The organism is Gordonia sp. (in: high G+C Gram-positive bacteria) (assembly GCF_047600385.1).
Lineage (GTDB): Bacteria > Actinomycetota > Actinomycetes > Mycobacteriales > Mycobacteriaceae > Gordonia.
In genome coordinates, this window is the sequence record NZ_JASGKZ010000001.1 from 1,905,735 (window position 1) to 1,922,774 (window position 17,040).

Genomic DNA, 17,040 nt, shown 5'->3' on the forward strand with positions numbered 1-17,040 from the left:
GGAGATTCGGGGCCGGGTGTCAGTCGGCGGCCGGAGCGGCTGCGGCGGACTCGCCCGCGGCGGCCGCGGCGGGCTTGTCACCCGAGCCGGCACCGGAACGACGACGACGGCGGCGACGCGGCCGGGTGGAGCCCGAGCCGGCGGGCTTCTCGGCCGCGGCGGACTCGCCTGCGGCCCGATCCGCGGTCTGCTCGGCGGCGGGCTGATCCGTGTCGGCGTCGGCCTTCTCCACGCCGGTCGTCGCGGGGGCATCGGAGGCCTTGCCGCCCCGGGTACGACGACGCGTCCGCTTCGGACGGTCGCTGCGGGCCTCGCGCTCCTGACGGGCCTGGCGGCGCTCGGCGGAGTCGCCGCCGGCGGGCTTGCCGATCCGGCCGGTCGCCTCGGCCGGGACGCTCAGGTCGTCGGCCAGGTGCGCGGAGGTGGAGTAGGTCTCGACGGGTTCGGGCTTGCCCAGGCCGAGGGCCTTGTCGATCAGCTCCCAGCGGTGCAGCTCGTCCCAGTCGACGAAGGTGATCGCGATGCCGGTGCGGCCGGCGCGGCCGGTGCGGCCGATCCGGTGCACGTAGGTCTTGTCGTCCTCCGGGCACTGGTAGTTGATCACGTGCGTGACGTCGTCGATGTCGATGCCGCGGGCGGCCACGTCGGTGGCCACCAGCACGTCGACGGTGCCGTCGCGGAACCGGCCGAGCGCCTTCTCCCGGGCCACCTGACCGAGGTCGCCGTGGACGGCGCCCACCTTGAAGCCGCGCTCGCCGAGATCGTCGGCGACCTTCTGCGCGGTGCGCTTGGTGCGGGTGAAGATCATCGTCGCGCCCCGGCCGTCGGCCTGCAGGATGCGGGCCACCAGCTCGGCCTTGTCGAGGGCGTGGGCGCGGTAGACGTACTGGGTGGTGCGCTCGTGCACGGCGGAGTCGTTGGCCTGCTCGGCGCGGATGTGCGTCGGCTGGGTGAGGAAGGTGCGGGCCAGGGTGACGATCGGGCCCGGCATCGTCGCCGAGAACAGCATGGTCTGCCGCGGGGTGGGCAGCGCGTTCATGATGCGCTCGATGTCCGGGAGGAAGCCCAGGTCGAGCATCTCGTCGGCCTCGTCGAGGACCAGGACCTGCACCTTGCCGAGCACCAGGTGGCCCTGCTGGGCGAGATCGAGGAGACGGCCCGGGGTGCCGACCACCACGTCGACGCCGGCCTGCAGCTCGGCGATCTGCGAGTCGTAGGGGCGGCCGCCGTAGATGGCGGTCAGCTTGAGGTCGCGGGCGGCGTCGTCCACGGTGACCTCGACGCCCTTCGACGCGACCTGCAGGTCCTCGAAGACCTGGATGCACAGTTCGCGGGTCGGGACGATGACCAGGGCGCGCGGGGTGCCGTCGAGCGGGCGCAGGCCCAGCTCCTCGGCGTGCACCAGGCGGTGCAGCAGCGGGATGCCGAAACCGTAGGTCTTGCCCATGCCGGTGCGGGCCTGGCCGATCAGATCGCTGCCGGCCAGCGCCAGCGGCAGGGTCAGCTCCTGGATGGCGAAGGTGTGGGTCTTGCCGTCGGCGGTCAGCGCCGCGACGATGGCGTCGTCCACGCCGAGCTCGGCGAAGGTCGGGGCGACGTGGTCCTCTTCGACGATGGTGGTCTGGATCCGCTCGTCCTGGGTCGGGTCGACGGGATTGTCGGTGCTCATGCTTTTCAGTTGCCTCTCGTGTGCGTCGTGCACGCACACATCAGGCTCCACGGGAATCTCCGGCGCAGGGTCTGCGCGGCGGGATCGCCGGCGTGAGCGGTGAGTCGGTGCGCGCTCAAGTGGGACGGGCACAGGGGACATCACGGTCCCGCTGCGGCCTACGTCTGGTCACAGTGTACCCGCCCGCCTAGGCTGGCCCTCATGCCGAATACTTCCGCAGCCCCGGAAAACTCCGCAGTGACCAAGCTTTATGAGATCTTCCTGGCCGGCGAGTACGCCGCCGTGCGCCGGGTGATCGACGAGTCGGAGATGGCCCCGACGACCCGTGACCGGGTGGCGATGATGACGATGATGGGGTCGGAGATCGACCACTTCCAGGTGCTCGCCGAACGGGTGGAGGCGGCCGGCGGATCGGTCGAGAAGGCCGTCGACGAGCACCTCGCCGTCTTCGACGAGTACCACCGCGTCACCGAACCGTCCGACTGGCTCGAGGTGCTGGTGAAGCTGTACATCGGCGACGGCATGGTGGCCGACTTCTCCGCCGAGATGGTGGAGGTGCTTCCGGAGGAGGCCCGCGAGGTGTTCCACGAGGTGCTGGGGCACACCACGTCGTCGGACTGGGCCCGCGACGAGGTCCGGGCCGCGGTGGCCGCCGACCCGGCGATCGCCGCGCCGCTCGCGCTCTGGGGCAGGCGACTGCTCGGCGAGGCGATCACGCACATGCAGTGGGTGCTCGCCGAGGACGAGGAGGTGACCGATCTGCTCTTCGCGCGCGCCGGTGCGCTGACCGGTGCCGCGGTCTTCTTCGACAACATGGCCGAGCGTCACGCCCAGCGCATGGCCGACCTCGCGCTCGCCTAGATCCGACGCACCCGGATCCGAGTAGGATCTTCAGACATGAGCGTTGAGGTCAAGATCGGCATCGAAAACACCGCCCGCGAGTTGTCGCTGACGTCCAAGGACGACGCGGACGCCATCCACAAGACGGTCGCGGACGCCCTCGCTTCCGGGGCGGGCGTCGTGGAGCTGACCGACGAGAAGGGCCACCGGATCCTGGTCCCGGCCGCCAAGATCGCCTACGTGGAGGTCGGCACCACCGAGAGCCGCCGCGTCGGCTTCGGCGCCGCCTGAGCGACAGTCTCCGAACACGACACCGTCACGACGACGAGAAGCGGTCCGCCCTCCGGGGCGGACCGCTTCTTCATGTCTTCGAACCTGCTTCGTCGTCCCGCGCGGGACCCTTCGACGTGCAGACTCGCTGCGCTCGCGTGTGGATCGGGGCGAGGGGACGACTATCCGGTGCGGGGCACGCCCGACAGGCCCGACCACAGCAGTGCGACGGTGGTCTCGACCGCCTCGGCCTTCGCGATCGGGCGGTTGGCCTCGAGCCAGTAGCGCGCGTTCACCTGGCTGGCGCCGACCAGACCTGCGGCGAGCATGCGCGAACGGTAGGGGTCCAGGCCGGAGTCGGTCATCACCAGGCCGTACACGGCGTCGACACAGGCCTCGGTGGCGCCCTCCACCCGCCGGATCACGGCGGGGTCCTTGGCGTCGGAGGAGAAGATGAGCCGATAACCGGAGTTGTCCTCGTCGATGAAGTCGAAGAACGCGCCGACCGCCGCGCGTACCCGCTGTCTGTTGTCGGTGGTGGTCAGCAGGGCGCGGTTGACGTCGGACACCAGCTTCTCGGCGTGATTGTCGACGACGGCGATGTAGAGGTCGAGTTTCGACGGGAAATGCTGATAGAGCACCGGCTTGCTGACCCCGGCGGCCGCGGCGATCTCGTCCATGCCCGCCGAGTGGTAACCGCGTTCGACGAAGATCTCGCTGGCCGCATCGAGCAACTGGCGACGTCGTGCACTGCGAGGCAGGCGCGTATTGGTCCGGTTGGTCGAATGGGCGTCGACTCCGGTGGGAGTCACAGAATCAGCGGTCGGCATGGAATGCAGCGTACTCGTCTCCCCGCCGGGGTCGTGCGGGCCTCCCGAGGTAGATTCAAGGTACAGGACCGAATCTATGAGACAGTTGTGACGTGACCGGTACACCATCGCCCGGGGCTCCCCGGCCCCGGCGCCCGCGGCCAGATCAGCCGCTGCGCGCCCGCTGGGACCCGATCATCGACGACGAATCCGAGGACCCGCAGCGGGGCGGTCCGTTCGGGAGTTTCATCCGCACCTACGGCTGGCGGGCGTACGCGATCTTCCTCCTGGCGGTCCTCACGATCGTGCTGCTGGTGGTGACCGTCGTCGACGACGGTTCGGGGGACGCCGAGACGCCGGTGGCCGATCCGATGTCGCGGAACACCGACATCACCAAGGAGACGGCGCCGATCGGTGCGCCGGCGAGCCAGATCCCGAACGAGGCGCTGCCCGCGGGAGCCCTCCCGCCCGGCGGCCCGTTCACCCAGAAGGGCGAGCGGGTGTTCTCGCTGGTCCGCGGCACCACCGGCAAGGTCGGCACCGGCCGGGAGGTGTACACGTACACCGTCGAGATCGAGGAGGGGCTGAATCCGCAGCACTTCGGCGGGGCGCGGGCGTTCGGCAAACTGGTGGACATGACGCTGGCCAATCCGAAGAGCTGGATCGGGGACGGCAAGGTCGCCTTCCGTCGTATCGAGAAGGGCGAGCCGGACCTGCGGGTCTCGCTGACCTCGGCGGACACCTCGCGGGAGCTGTGCGGCTACCAGATCCGGCTGGAGGCGTCGTGCTTCTATCCGCCGGAGGGACGCGTGGTGCTCAACGAGGCGCGCTGGGTCCGCGGCGCCGTCGCGTTCCAGGGCGACGATCTGACGTACCGCCAGTACCTGATCAACCACGAGGTGGGCCACGGCATCGGGTACGAGAGTCATCGTCCGTGCGAGCAGGACGGGGCGCTGGCGCCGGTGATGATGCAGCAGACCTTCGGTGTGGCCAACAGCGAGATCATGGCGCTCGATCCGGAGATGAAAGCCGACCGGACCTTCACCTGCCGGGCCAACGCCTGGCCGTACCCCGACAAATGACGTCCGGGGCGCCGCGCGGCCCGCTGCCGCCGTTGGTGGAGCCCGGGCCGGAGCTCTCGCGGGCGGAGATCGCTCGATACAGCCGTCACCTGATCATCCCGGACGTCGGGCCGACCGGTCAGCGTCGACTGCGCAACGCCCGCGTGCTGGTGACCGGTGCGGGCGGGCTCGGCTCGCCGGTCCTGCTGTACCTGGCGGCCGCCGGGGTCGGCACGCTCGGGATCGTCGACTTCGACGTCGTCGACGAGTCGAATCTGCAGCGGCAGGTGATCCACGGCGTCGCCGACGTCGGACGACCCAAGGTGGTCTCGGCGGCGGAGTCGATCGCCGCGATCGACCCGGACTGCCGGGTGGAACGGCACGAGACGGCGCTCACCGCCGACGACGCGGTCGAGCTCTTCGGCCGGTACGACCTGATCGTCGACGGCACCGACAACTTCGCCACCCGCTACCTGGTGAACGACGCCGCCGCGCTCGCGCACAAGCCGTACGTGTGGGGCTCGATCTTCCGGTTCACCGGCCAGGTCTCGGTGTTCTGGGAGGACGCTCCGGACGGCCGCGGACTCAACTACCGCGACCTGTATCCGCAGGCCCCGCCGCCGGGCCTGGTGCCGTCGTGCGCCGAGGGCGGGGTGCTCGGCGTGCTGTGCGCGTCGATCGGTTCGGTGATGGGGACCGAGGCGATCAAGCTGATCTGCGGCATCGGCGAGCCGCTGCTCGGCCGGCTGATGCTCTACGACGCCCTCGACATGACGTGGCGCACCGTGCGTTTCGCACGGGACCCCGGCCGGGCTCCGATCACCGGACTGATCGACTACGACGAGTTCTGCGGGGTGGACGACGACGCCGTCCTGGCCGCCGCCCGGCGGTCGGCGGTGACCCCGGTCCGATTGAAGACGATGCTCGACGGCGCCGCACCGCCGGTCCTGATCGACGTGCGCGAACCGGTGGAGTGGGAGATCGTGCACCTCGAAGGCGCACGACCGGTCCCCGCGGCCGGGCTGATCTCCGGGGCGGCGCTCGGCGACATCCCGCACGACGGCGACGTGATCCTCTACTGCAAGACCGGGGTGCGGTCCGCGGAGGCGCTGGCCGCGCTGCACCGGGCGGGCCTGGATCACGTGCGGCACCTGCACGGCGGGATCGCGGCCTGGGCGCGGGAGATCGATCCGGACCTTCCCCTGTACTAGTGGGGCGAGTGTGACGCGTGCGGTCTCGCCGTCGACGGAGTGGCGTGCCGGTCGGGGGAAACGGACGGCGCGTGGGTAGTGTTTCCGACGTGACCAGTTTTCCGGAGCCCCCACAGCACGTGCTGTCGGCCTTCGGGCTGACGGTGCATCCGCCCATCGCGATGGAGGGTACGGGTGCGGCCGGCTGGCGCGTGGGGGAAGTGGTGCTGTCACTGGTGCCCGACAACGCGCGTGCAGCCTGGTCGGCGAAGGCCCGGGAGCACCTGTACGTCGAGGACATGAGGATCGCCCGTCCGCTGCGGGCCAGCGACGGCCGGTACGTGGTGTCCGGCTGGCGCGCCGACACCTACGTCGCGGGCAGTCCCGAGCCGCGGCACGACGAGGTGCTGGCCGTCGCCGACCGTCTGCACGTGGCGCTCGCCCGCCTGGAACGGCCCCGCATCCTGCTGCAGCTGCCCGCGCCGCCGTTCAACGACGTCGACGTGTTCAACGCCGCCGACCGCGCCGCCTGGGAAGAGGTCCCGCTGCGGGCCGCGCGGGCCGCGGGCATGCCCGTGTCGACCACCGAGGACGGCCGCCAGGCGCTGGACGCGCTGAAGTACCTCGCCGGGCTGCGTCGCCCGGTGTCGCTGCCCTCCCAGGTGGTGCACGGCGATCTGTTCGGCACCGTCCTGTTCGCGGGGGCCGCCGCGCCGGCGATCACCGAGATCGTGCCCTACTACCGGCCCGCGGCCTGGGCCTCGGCGGTCGTCGTCGTGGATGCGCTGGCCTGGGGCGGTGCCGACGACGGTCTGATCGACCGGTGGTCGCACCTGCCGGCCTGGCCGCAGATGCTGGTGCGCGCCACGATGTTCCGGCTGGCCGTGCACACCCTGCACCCGCGCGCCATGCCGGGTTCGCTGCCCGGTCTGGTGCACGTCGCGGAGCAGGTCGGCCGACTCGTCTGACTCGTGACGACGGGCGGAGTCACTCGTCCATGAGCGCGTCGAGGTCGGCGCGGCACGACCGCAACCGGACCCGACCGTCGACGATCGGCACGCCCTCGGCGCGCAGCAGTTCCAGCTGGCGCCCGGCGTTCGCGACGCTCGGCCGACCGGAGGCGGGCACCACCCGCTGCCAGGGGAGGTCGGCGCCGTCGGTCCGCAGGATCCACCCGACCTGCCGCGGGTTGGTCAGGCCCGCCGCGTCGGCGACGTCGCCGTAGGTCGTCACCCGGCCGGGCGGCACCGACCGGATCAGCGCGCGGACCAGTTCCACCTGCTCGTCGGTGATCTTCGGCATCGCGAGCAGGCCCCTACAGGACGTCGCGGATCAGCGCGGCGACGGTCTCCGGCGCCAGATACGGGACCATGTGCTCGGTGTCGACGTGGTGCACGGTGACGGTGTCGCGCCGTTCGGCGGCGCAGCGCGCCAGGAACTCCGGGGTGACGAACGGCGGCTGCACCCGATCGGCGACGACGACGTGCGTCGGCATCCCGACCGGCGGCAGCACCGCGGGCCGGGCCATCTCGCTCCACGCGGTGATCGCGGCGGGCAGGCACACCCGCCAGTCGACGCCGGTCTCGGCGGTCACCAGGTGGTCGGCGAGCTCCCGATCGAGGACGTCGTCGGGCACCGCACCCCAGCCCTCGGCGCGTTTGGCGTTCCGGGCGTCGTCGGCGGTGGGGTAGCCGCGGTGCGCGGCGGCGCCCCGGGCCATGGCCAGGGCGCGGTCGGACGGCAGCCCCTGCGCCGGATCGAGCAGGATCAGGGCCCGCACCAGGTCGGGCCGGGCGTGCGCCAGGTGCAGGGCGACGGCGCTGCCGAAGGAGTGCGCGACGACGACCACCGGCCGCGCGGCCTCGGGCACGTGCGTCTCGACGGCGGCGGCCGCTCCGGCGGCGTGGTCGTCGATCCGCCACGGGGGAGTCCACGGCGACCGCCCGTGGCCGAGCAGATCGGGGGCGACGACGCGGACGCCGGGCAGGTGGCCGTCGGCCAGCAGGCCCCAGCGTCTCCCGTGGCCGGTGAGGCCGTGGATCGCCAGGATCGTCGGCCCGTCCTCGGGACCGAACAGGTGGGTGTGCAGGGCGGCGGTCATGCGGTCCACAGTAGGCCCTGCGGCGGAAGCCTTACGTCGGCCTCGACGGCCCGTGCGCGGAACTGTCGCAGGGGCGTGATTCCATTGGGCACATGGCCACCACGCGGACCCGACTGATCGCCTCTCAGGCGTCGTTCGAGCTGCCCGCACGCGTGTGGCCGGACGATGCGGCCGCGCTGCTCGCACCGGGGCACCGGCCCGATCCCCGGCAGCCCTGGCACCCGTATCGGGTCTGCGGCGGACCCGGTACCGGCAAGACCTCCCTCCTGGTCGACATCGCCGTCTCCCGGCTGCTCGACGCCGATGCCGACCCCGAGTCGGTGCTGGTGCTCACCGCGAACCGGCGGGCCGCGGTGGCGGTGCGCACCGAGATCACCCGGCGGGTGCTGGCTGCGGGCCGGTCGGAGGACCGGGGCGGGCCGGGTGCGGCGAGCGGGAACCGCGGCGGCCAGGCCGCGCTCAGCGAGCCGCTGGTCCGGACCGTGCACTCGTACGCGTTCGCGGTGCTGCGCCTGCAGTCCTCCGCGCACGGCAATCCGTCACCCCGGCTGATCACCGGATCCGAGCAGGACGTGATCCTGCGTGAACTGCTGGCCGGCGACATCGAGGACGGCGCCGCCTACTGGCCGGAGTCGCTCCGTCCCGCATTGGCCACCGACGGCTTCGCGCAGGCGCTGCGCGACCTGCTGATGCGTGCGGCCGAACGCGGCCTGGGGCCCGAAGACCTGGCGGAACTGGGGCACCGGCACTCCCGGCCGGAATGGGTCGCGGCGGGGACCGCGTTCGCCCAGTACGAGCAGACCATGCTGCTGCGCGGGGCGGTCGGCGTGGACGCGCCCGAGGCCGGTCCGCAGGCCGTCGACGCCGCCGAACTGGTGGGGTCGGCGCTCTCGGCGCTGGTGATGGAACCGCACCTGCTGGCCGAGCAGCGCTCGCGCATCCGCTACCTGCTGGTCGACGACGCGCAACACCTCGACCCGCAGGCCGCGCAACTGGTCCGGCTGATCGGCACCGGCGCCGACCTGACGGTGATCGCCGCCGATCCGGACCAGTCGATCTACTCGTTCCGCGGGGCCAGCCCGCGGTTCTTCGCCGAACTCCCGGCCGGGCGGGACGTGGTGCTGACCGAGGGGCATCGCTGCGCGGGCGAGGTCGCGGTGGTCACCCGGGCGCTGGCCGCGCGGCTCCCGGGTGCCCGCGCGCATCCCCACCCGACGCCCGCCGAACTCCCCGCCCCGACCGCGGCCCCGGCGCCGACGGGGGAGGCGGACCCGAACACGGCGCCGCCGGATCGGGGCGATCCCGGCAGCGCTTCGGTGCGGGTGTTCTCGTCGGTCGCCAAGGAGGCCACCGCGGTGGCGGACCTGCTGCGCCGGGCCCACCTGTTCGACGACGTCCCCTGGAATCGGATGGCGGTGATCGTGCGCTCGGTCCCGCGGGCCCTGCCCGCGCTGCGCCGTGCGTTCTCGTCGGCGGGGGTGCCGGTCGCGACCCCGACCAGTGATCTGCCGCTGTATCGTCAACGCGCCGTGGAGGCGTTCTCGCTGGCGCTGCGGGCCGCGGCGGGGGAGACCCCGCTGGAACCCGACGCCGTGGTGACGCTGCTCTCCGGGCCGATCGGGGCGGCCGGTCCGGGCCAGCTGCGTCGGCTGCGCCGCGGGATACGGCGCCTGCACGAAGAGGGCGGGGTCGCGGCCCCGACGGCGGGCGCAGACCCCGAGGCGCCGACGGAACCGGTCGACGCGCCCGGCGATGCGGTTCCTCCCGCACCGGAGGACGGCACACCCGACCCCGAGTCGGCGTCGGGACCGGAGTCTGCGTCGGGATCGGAGACGACGTCGGAGGATGCCGGGCATCGGGACCGGATCGACACCCCCGACTCGCTCAGCGCGCTCGCCGCGGCGCTCGCCGATCCCGCGCGGGCCGAACCCTATCTGGCGGGCCTCACCGAGTTCGAGGCCGAACCGCTGGTGCGCACCCTGAAGGTGGTCCGTGCCGCGCGCATCGCCGACCGCGCCGGGGAGGGCGTCGAGGAGACCCTGTGGCGGGCGTGGCAGGCATCCGGACTGGAGCGCACCTGGCTGGCCCGGTCGCTGCGCGGCGACCGCTCCGGAGAGCAGGCCGACCGCGACCTCGACGCGATGCTCGCCCTGTTCGAGGCGGCGGCGTCGTACACCGACAACCTGCCGGCCGGCGATCTCGACTCGTTCCTGCACTACCTCGGCCAGCTGCAGATCCCGCGGGAGTCGCGCACCCCCACCGCCTCCGCCGACGCGGTGCAACTGCTCTCGGCGCACTCGGCGGCCGGCCGCGAATGGGAGGTGGTGGCCGTCCCGGGCGTGCTCGACGGGCTGTGGCCGTCGCTGCGCAGCCGCGGCAGCGTGCTGGGCACCCCGGCGCTGGTCGACCTGCTCGACGGCATGGCCGTCGACGCTCTCGGCACGGTCTCCCGGAACTCGGTGATGCTCGCCGACGAACGGCGGCTCCTGCTGGTCGCGTGCAGTCGGGCGCGGCGTCGTCTGCTGGTCACCGCGGTGGAGGACGGCACCGGCGACGCCTCGCCGTCGCGCTTCGTGCCGGAGATCGCCGACGCGCTCGGCGGGTACGGCGCCGACCACGACGAGCACGGCGAGGCCGCGGACGAGGTCCCCCTCGACGCCGGGGTGCGCCGCCTGCTCTCGCTGCCGTCGATGGTCGCCGAACTCCGCGCGGCCCTGACCGACTCGGAGACCACCTCGGAGCGCCGGGAGGCGGCCGCCCAGCTGCTGGCCGAACTGGCCGCCGACGACGTCCCGGGCGCCGCTCCGGAGCAGTGGTACGGACTGCTCGAACCCAGCAGCGAGGCGCCGCTGTGGACCGTCGAATCCGGTCCGCGGACGCTCTCGCCGTCGAACGTCGACGCCCTCACCAAGTGCTCGCTCAAATGGATGCTGGAGCGGCACGGCGGCCGTGACGGCGACGTGGAGGCCGCGGTCACCGGCACCCTGGTGCACACGCTGGTGCAGGCGGTCGCCGGAGAACTCGACCACGCCGAGGTGACCAGGGCCCTGCACGAGATCTGGGATCGCGTCGCCTCCCCCGCGGCCTGGTTCAGCGAGCGGGAACTGCAGCGCGCGGAGCAGATGCTCGTCAACTTCCGGGACTGGCTGACCTATTCGCGCGCCGAGCTCACCGAAGCCGCGATCGAGGTGGACGTGTCCGCGGTGCTCCCTCCCGGGACCGACGACGAGGGCCGGCCCGACGACCTCCCGGTCCGGCTGGTGGGCCGCATCGACCGACTGGAGACCGACGATCTGGGGCACCCCGTGGTGATCGACGTGAAGACCGGTCGGCACGCGCTCACCGCCGCGGAGGCCGCCGAACACCCGCAGCTCGCGGCGTATCAGCTGGCGCTGATCCTCGGTGGTGTCGAGGGGCTCGACTCCGGCGCCGTCGGCGGCGGGCGGCTGGTGTACGTCGCGAACGCGAACAAGAAGAGCGGCGCCGCCGAACGCACCCAGGCCCCGCTCACCCCGGAACAGGTCGACGAGTGGATCGGGGTGGTGCGCGGCGCCGCCCGAAGCAGCATCGGGCCGCGCTTCGTCGCCGAAGTGGGCTCGTGGTGCGGGGTCTGCGGGCTCGCATCGAGCTGCCCGGCGCAGTTGCGGGGGAAGGCGGTGACCGATGACTGACCCGACACGGCCCCGGATCGGGGCCCGCTCGCTGGCCGCCGCCCTCGGTCTGCCGCCGCCCACCGACGAGCAGGTCGAGGTGATCGAGGCGCCGAGGGAGCCGATGCTCGTCGTCGCCGGCGCCGGCGCGGGCAAGACCGAGACCATGGCCTCGCGGGTGGTGTGGCTGGTGGCCAACCGTCTCGTCGCCCCCGACGAGATCCTGGGCCTCACCTTCACCCGCAAGGCGGCCAGCGAACTCGCCGCCCGGATCCGCCGCCGACTGTCCATGCTGGCCGGGTCGCCCGCGCTGTACGACTGGGACCCGGGCGGGGAACTCGCCTCCGTGCTCCGCAGCGCCGACGCCGAGGTGAGCACCTACCACGCCTACGCCGGCCGGCTGATCGCCGACTACGGGCTGCTGCTGCCGGTGGAGCCGTCGTCGACCCTGCTCAGCGAGACCGAGCTGTGGCAGCTCGCGTTCTCGGTGGTCACCACGTGGCCGCACCGGCTGGAGACCACCAAGGCGCCGGCCGGCGTGACCGAGGCCGTGCTGAACCTGTACTCGGAGATGGCCGAGCACCTGGTCGACGACGATGCCCTCGCCGCCGCGGGCAGCGAACTGTACTCGATGATCGACACGCTCCCGAAGGGCCCGCGGCAGCGCGGGGGACCGAACCAGAAGCTGCGCGACATCCAGGCGGTCACCGACGAACGACGCGCCCTCCTGCCGCTGGTGCAGGCGCTGCGGGCCAGGATGGCCGACCAGGGCGCCCTCGACTTCGGCAGCCAGATGTCGTTGGCCGCACGACTGGTGACCACCCGGCCGGAGGTGGTCGACGCCGAACGCGCCGGGATCAAGGCGGTGCTGCTCGACGAGTACCAGGACACCGGGCACTCCCAGCGACTCCTGCTGTCGGCGCTGTTCGGCGGCTACCGGCCCGGCCGGGCGCCGCTGGCGGTCACCGCGGTCGGCGACCCCATCCAGTCCATCTACGGCTGGCGCGGCGCCTCCGCGGCCAACCTGCCGCGCTTCGCCCGGGACTTCCCGAAGGGCGACGCCTCGGGCGCGCATCACCGGGAGCTGCTCACCAGCTGGCGCAACTGCCGGGGCACGCTGTACCTGGCCAACGAGGTGTCGGCGCAGCTGCGGGCCCGCGGGGTCCCGGTCTCCACCCTCCGGCCGCGCGACGACGCCCCCGAGGGCACGGTGCGGCTGGCGCTCACCGAGACCGTGGCCGACGAACGGACGTGGATCGCCGACCACGTCGAGGCGGCCTACGCCGCGGCCGCCGACGTCGGCGCCCCGACGTCCACGGTGGCGATCCTGGTGCGCCGCAACGAGGACTCCGCGCCGATGGCCGCCGAACTCTCCGAACGAGGCATCCCGGTGGAGGTGGTCGGCATCGGCGGCCTGCTGCACGTCCCGGAGATCACCGACATCGTCGCCACCCTGCGCCTGATGGCCGACCCGATGGCCGGGACCGCGGCGGCGCGGCTGCTCACCGGTGCGCGCTGGCAACTCGGCGCCGCCGATCTGGCGGCCCTGTGGCGGCGGGCCCGCGACCTCGCCGCCGACTCCGGAGCCCCGGTCGGCGGCGCGGTGGCCACCCGCGCCGAACTCGACGAGGCGCTGGCCTCGGCGCTACCCGCCGAATCGGTCGACGCCGCCGGCCTCGGCGACGCGCTGGTGGATCCGGGAGACCGGGAACGCTACTCCGCCGCGGGCTACGAACGGATCCGCGCGTTCGGCCGCGAACTGGAACGGCTGCGCCGGCGGATCGGCCAGCCGCTGCCGGAACTGGTCGCCGACGTCGAACAGACCATCGGGGTCGCGGTGGAGGCGCAGATCCGTGCTCGTCGCATGCGCGGGGTCACCACCGGCCGCGAACACCTGGACGCCTTCGCCGACTACGTGACGGCCTACGCCGAGCGGCCGGGCGCCACCCTGCCCGGACTGCTCTCGTTCCTCGACGCCGCGGAATCGGTGGAGAAGGGCCTGGAGGCCGGCCAGGTGGAGGTCGCCGACGAACGGGTGCAGATCCTCACCGTGCACGCCTCCAAGGGACTGGAGTGGGACCTCGTCGTCGTACCCCACCTGGCCCGCGGGATCTTTCCCAGCGCCAAGGCCGACACCAGCTGGCTCGGTTCGCCGCGGGAACTGCCCGCCGAACTGCGCGGCGACCTCGCCGTCGACGGCGGCGAAGGGTATCCGGCGCTGCGGCTGGGCTCGGTCGGGGACCGCAAAGAGCTGGAGGAGGCGCTCGCCGAGCACAAGGAGGCGATCAAGGACCGTCGTCTCGACGAGGACCGGCGGCTCCTCTACGTCGCGCTGACCCGGGCCAAACAGACGCTGCTGGTGTCGGCGCACTGGTGGTCGGCGTCCGGGGACAAGCCGCGCGGCGGCTCGGACTTCTACGACGAGCTCGCCGCCCTGGTCGAGTCGGCCGACGCCCCCGGCATGACCGTCGACGTCGCCGTCCCCGCCCCGGACGACGGCGCCGAGAACCCGATGACCGCCGAACCGGTGACCGCCGAATGGCCGGTCGACCGGCTCGGGGACCGGCGGCCGGGGATGGTCGCCGCGGCGCGGGCCGTGGAGGCCGCCCGCGCCGAACGCGGCCTGATCGCGCTGCCGGCCGCCCGCACCGACGATCCCGAGATCGCGTCGTGGCGCGCCGAGGTCGCCGCGCTCCTGGACGAACGACGACGCACCGACGCCGACGCGGTCGACGTGGAACTGCCCGCGCAGCTGTCGGTGAGCCAGCTGGTGGAGCTGGGCACCGACGAGGCCGCCTTCGCCGCGCGGCTGCGGCGGCCGGTCCCGTTCCGGCCCAACCCGATGGCCCGGCGCGGCACCGCGTTCCACTCCTGGGTGGAGCGGCGGTTCGGCGCGACCCGGCTGCTCGACATGGACGAGCTGCCCGGCGCCTCCGACGAGACCGCGATCGACGACGAGCTCGACCTGCTGCGCGCCGCGTTCCTGCGCTCGTCGTGGGCCGACCGGACCCCGCTGGCGGTGGAGGTCGGTTTCGAGACGGTGATCGGGGAGACCGTGGTGCGCGGCCGGATGGACGCGGTCTTCGCCGAGCGGTCGGGCGGATTCCTCGTCGTCGACTGGAAGACCGGGGCGGTGCCCGAACCGGCCAAGCGGGCCGCCCTGGAACTGCAGCTCGCCGCGTACCGGGTCGCGTGGGCCCGGTTGCGCGGCGTGGACGTGAACGTCGTGCGGGCCGCGTTCGTCTACGTCCGGCACGACTACACGCTGGAACCGACGAATCTCCCGGACGCGCCGGAACTGGCCCGGCTCCTGGCGGCGCCCGCGCCGGGGATCGAGTAGCCTTCGCTGATGTGACCAGAATCGCCTGTCGGGCCTGCGATGCGCGAACGTCTGCGCCGGGCGCGCAGCGGAGCGCCCGAGAAGCCCGATTACGCGCTGGTGGGCATCGTCAAGATCCCGGAACTGGAGCGCAGCCCGGCGCGGGCCATCGGCCGCCGCGTGCTGTGGGCGCTGATCGCGCTGTTCGTCTGCTCGTTCGTGGTCTACCTGGACCGCGGCGGCTACCGCGACGTCGACGAGACCCCGCTCAGCTACATCGACTGCCTCTACTACTCGGCGGTCACCCTCTCGACCACCGGCTACGGCGACGTCACGCCGCTGAGCGAGTCGGCGCGCATCCTCAACATCGTCTTCATCACGCCGCTGCGCGTGCTCTTCCTGATCGTGCTGATCGGTACCACGCTCGAGGTGCTCACCGAACGGTCGCGGCAGGCCATCAAGATCCAGAACTGGAGGAATCGCGTGCGCAATCACACGGTCGTCGTCGGCTACGGCACCAAGGGCAAGACCGCGACGGCGGCCGTCCTGGCCGACGGCGTGCGCCCCAACGAGATCGTCGTGGTGGACGACGAGCAGAACGCGCTCGACGACGCCGCCGCCGACGGTCTGGTGACGGTGCGCGGCGACGCCACCAAGTCCGACACGCTGCGGCTGGCGGGCGTCCAGCACGCGGCCGCGCTGGTGATCGCCGCCAACCGCGACGACACCGCGGTGATGGTCACGTTGACCGCGCGTGAACTCAATCCGCGGGCCAAGATCGTCGCCTCGGTGCGTGAATCGGAGAACATCCACCTGATGCGGCAGTCCGGCGCCGATTCGGTGGTGGTCTCGTCGGAGACCGCGGGCCGGCTGCTCGGCATCGCCACCATCACGCCGTCGGTGGTGGAGGTGGTCGAGGACCTGCTCAGCCCGGAGGAGGGCTACGCGATCGCCGAACGCGAGGTGGACCCGTCGGAGACCGGCGGGTCGCCCGCGCACACCAAGGACCTGGTGCTGGGCGTGGTGCGCGGCGGCGAGCTGTATCGCGTCGGCGCCAAGGAGGTCGAGGCGATCGAGGCGGGCGACCGACTGCTGTACGTCCGGCAGGGAGAGCGAGGCTGACCGTGGTGTCGAGAGAAGAAGGGGCGTCGAGGACCGGCGCGATGCCGCGGAGGATCGGGACGCGTTTCGAGTTCGCCGAACCGCCGATGCTGTCACGGGCGGAGTTCGACCGTGCCGACCACCTGCGCGATGCGCCCGAACGACTCGCGGCGGGCTGGACCACCGCGCGGGTGCTGCTGATCGACGGCGCCGGGCGCTACCCGGTGGCCGAGGACGGCGGTCTCCGGTGGGCGGCCGCGACCGAACTGGCCGACGCGCCGCCCGCGGACGCGGTGTTCCTGGGCGTCGCGGGCGGCGACCTGTGGGCCGTGCGCACCGCGGAGGTGCCGCAGCCGGCCGGCGATCCGCGGTTCGGCGCGCAACTGCTCGGCGCCGACGACGCCGGACTGCTGGCGACCGCGATCGGGATCCTCAACTGGCATCGGTCGGCCGCCTACTCCCCGGTCGACGGAAGCCCGACCACCGCGGGCCGCGCCGGATGGGTGCGGCGCAGCGGCGACGGCGTCGAGGAGTACCCGCGCACCGACCCGGCGGTGATCATGGTGGTGCACGACGGCGCCGACCGGATCCTGCTCGGGCGCCAGCACCAGTGGCCGCACCCCCGGTTCACCACGCTCGCCGGCTTCGTCGAACCGGGCGAGTCCGCCGAACAGTGCGTGATCCGGGAGGTGGCCGAGGAGGTCGGGCATCGTCGCGGCGCAGCCGCGCTACCTCGGTTCGCAGCCGTGGCCGTTCCCGCGTTCGCTGATGCTCGGCTTCGAGGCGATCGCCGATCCGGAGCAGCCGTTGAGCTTCGCCGACGGCGAGATCGCCGACGCGCGCTGGTTCACCCGCGAACAGGTCCGGGCCTCGCTCGACCGCGACGAGGACTGGGGCACCGACGCCCCCGAGGCGGAGCTGCTGCTGCCGCCGAGCGTCTCGATCGCGCGGTCGTTGATCACCGGTTGGGCGACGGCCCGCGAGCGGATCCTAGAATGGCCGGTATGGCCGCCTCGCTGACTGTTTACAC

The 17,040-nt window shown here is 72.8% G+C and carries 12 protein-coding genes and 1 pseudogene; 9 read left to right on the plus strand and 4 right to left on the minus strand.

What is annotated here, in order from left to right; genetic code table 11:
* Nucleotides 1-19: 19 nt before the first annotated feature.
* The gene (locus QM809_RS08445; RefSeq protein ID WP_415045341.1) at nucleotides 20-1,669 is read right to left on the minus strand and encodes a DEAD/DEAH box helicase; all 1,650 of its coding nucleotides are present in this window, start codon (nucleotides 1,667-1,669) and stop codon (nucleotides 20-22) included.
* Between the two features lie 201 nt (nucleotides 1,670-1,870).
* On the opposite strand from QM809_RS08445, the gene QM809_RS08450 reads away from it, so the two are divergent.
* Together QM809_RS08450 and QM809_RS08455 are read left to right on the plus strand one after the other, a co-directional pair.
* On the plus strand, nucleotides 1,871-2,530 hold the full coding sequence (locus tag QM809_RS08450; protein WP_415045342.1) for a ferritin-like fold-containing protein: 660 nt from the start codon (nucleotides 1,871-1,873) through the stop codon (nucleotides 2,528-2,530).
* A gap of 36 nt (nucleotides 2,531-2,566) precedes the next feature.
* Nucleotides 2,567-2,800: a DUF3107 domain-containing protein gene (locus QM809_RS08455; protein ID WP_415045343.1), complete on the plus strand. Its 234-nt coding sequence runs from the start codon at nucleotides 2,567-2,569 to the stop codon at nucleotides 2,798-2,800.
* Between the two features lie 161 nt (nucleotides 2,801-2,961).
* On the opposite strand, the gene QM809_RS08460 is transcribed toward QM809_RS08455, so the two are convergent.
* Nucleotides 2,962-3,609 carry a TetR/AcrR family transcriptional regulator gene (locus QM809_RS08460; RefSeq protein WP_415045344.1) on the minus strand — a complete coding sequence of 216 codons (648 nt, stop codon included), beginning with the start codon at nucleotides 3,607-3,609 and terminating at the stop codon, nucleotides 2,962-2,964.
* A gap of 92 nt (nucleotides 3,610-3,701) precedes the next feature.
* On the opposite strand from QM809_RS08460, the gene QM809_RS08465 reads away from it, so the two are divergent.
* The 3 genes from QM809_RS08465 to QM809_RS08475 all read left to right on the plus strand — a co-directional run bounded on the left by QM809_RS08465 (nucleotide 3,702) and on the right by QM809_RS08475 (nucleotide 6,807).
* Complete coding sequence (locus tag QM809_RS08465; protein WP_415045345.1) at nucleotides 3,702-4,670, plus strand: DUF3152 domain-containing protein; 969 nt, start codon at nucleotides 3,702-3,704, stop codon at nucleotides 4,668-4,670.
* Nucleotides 4,667-5,860 carry a molybdopterin-synthase adenylyltransferase MoeB gene (gene moeB, locus QM809_RS08470; protein ID WP_415045346.1) on the plus strand — a complete coding sequence of 398 codons (1,194 nt, stop codon included), beginning with the start codon at nucleotides 4,667-4,669 and terminating at the stop codon, nucleotides 5,858-5,860. Before QM809_RS08465 ends, moeB begins: the two co-directional genes overlap by 4 nt.
* Nucleotides 5,861-5,949: 89 nt before the next feature.
* Nucleotides 5,950-6,807 (plus strand): TIGR02569 family protein, encoded by an 858-nt coding sequence (locus QM809_RS08475; RefSeq protein ID WP_415045347.1) that lies wholly within the window; start codon nucleotides 5,950-5,952, stop codon nucleotides 6,805-6,807.
* A gap of 19 nt (nucleotides 6,808-6,826) precedes the next feature.
* Here QM809_RS08475 and QM809_RS08480 read toward each other — a convergent pair whose 3' ends face one another.
* Together QM809_RS08480 and QM809_RS08485 are read right to left on the minus strand one after the other, a co-directional pair.
* Nucleotides 6,827-7,141: an MGMT family protein gene (locus QM809_RS08480; RefSeq protein WP_415045348.1), complete on the minus strand. Its 315-nt coding sequence runs from the start codon at nucleotides 7,139-7,141 to the stop codon at nucleotides 6,827-6,829.
* 13 nt (nucleotides 7,142-7,154) lie between these two features.
* A complete protein-coding gene (locus QM809_RS08485) occupies nucleotides 7,155-7,940 on the minus strand; it encodes an alpha/beta fold hydrolase (protein WP_415045349.1) in 786 nt (261 codons plus the stop codon).
* Nucleotides 7,941-8,032: 92 nt separating this feature from the next.
* Here QM809_RS08485 and QM809_RS08490 point away from each other — a divergent pair, with 92 nt between their 5' ends.
* The 4 genes and pseudogenes from QM809_RS08490 (at nucleotide 8,033) to nudC (ending at nucleotide 17,030) form a co-directional block, all read left to right on the plus strand.
* Entirely contained in the window at nucleotides 8,033-11,611 is a 3,579-nt protein-coding gene (locus QM809_RS08490; RefSeq protein WP_415045350.1) for an ATP-dependent helicase, read from the plus strand.
* Nucleotides 11,604-14,930: an ATP-dependent helicase gene (locus QM809_RS08495; RefSeq protein ID WP_415045351.1), complete on the plus strand. Its 3,327-nt coding sequence runs from the start codon at nucleotides 11,604-11,606 to the stop codon at nucleotides 14,928-14,930. Before QM809_RS08490 ends, QM809_RS08495 begins: the two co-directional genes overlap by 8 nt.
* A gap of 39 nt (nucleotides 14,931-14,969) precedes the next feature.
* A complete protein-coding gene (locus QM809_RS08500) occupies nucleotides 14,970-16,031 on the plus strand; it encodes a potassium channel family protein (RefSeq protein WP_415045352.1) in 1,062 nt (353 codons plus the stop codon).
* 41 nt (nucleotides 16,032-16,072) lie between these two features.
* A pseudogene (gene nudC, locus QM809_RS08505) lies at nucleotides 16,073-17,030 on the plus strand (NAD(+) diphosphatase).
* Nucleotides 17,031-17,040 lie beyond the last annotated feature (10 nt).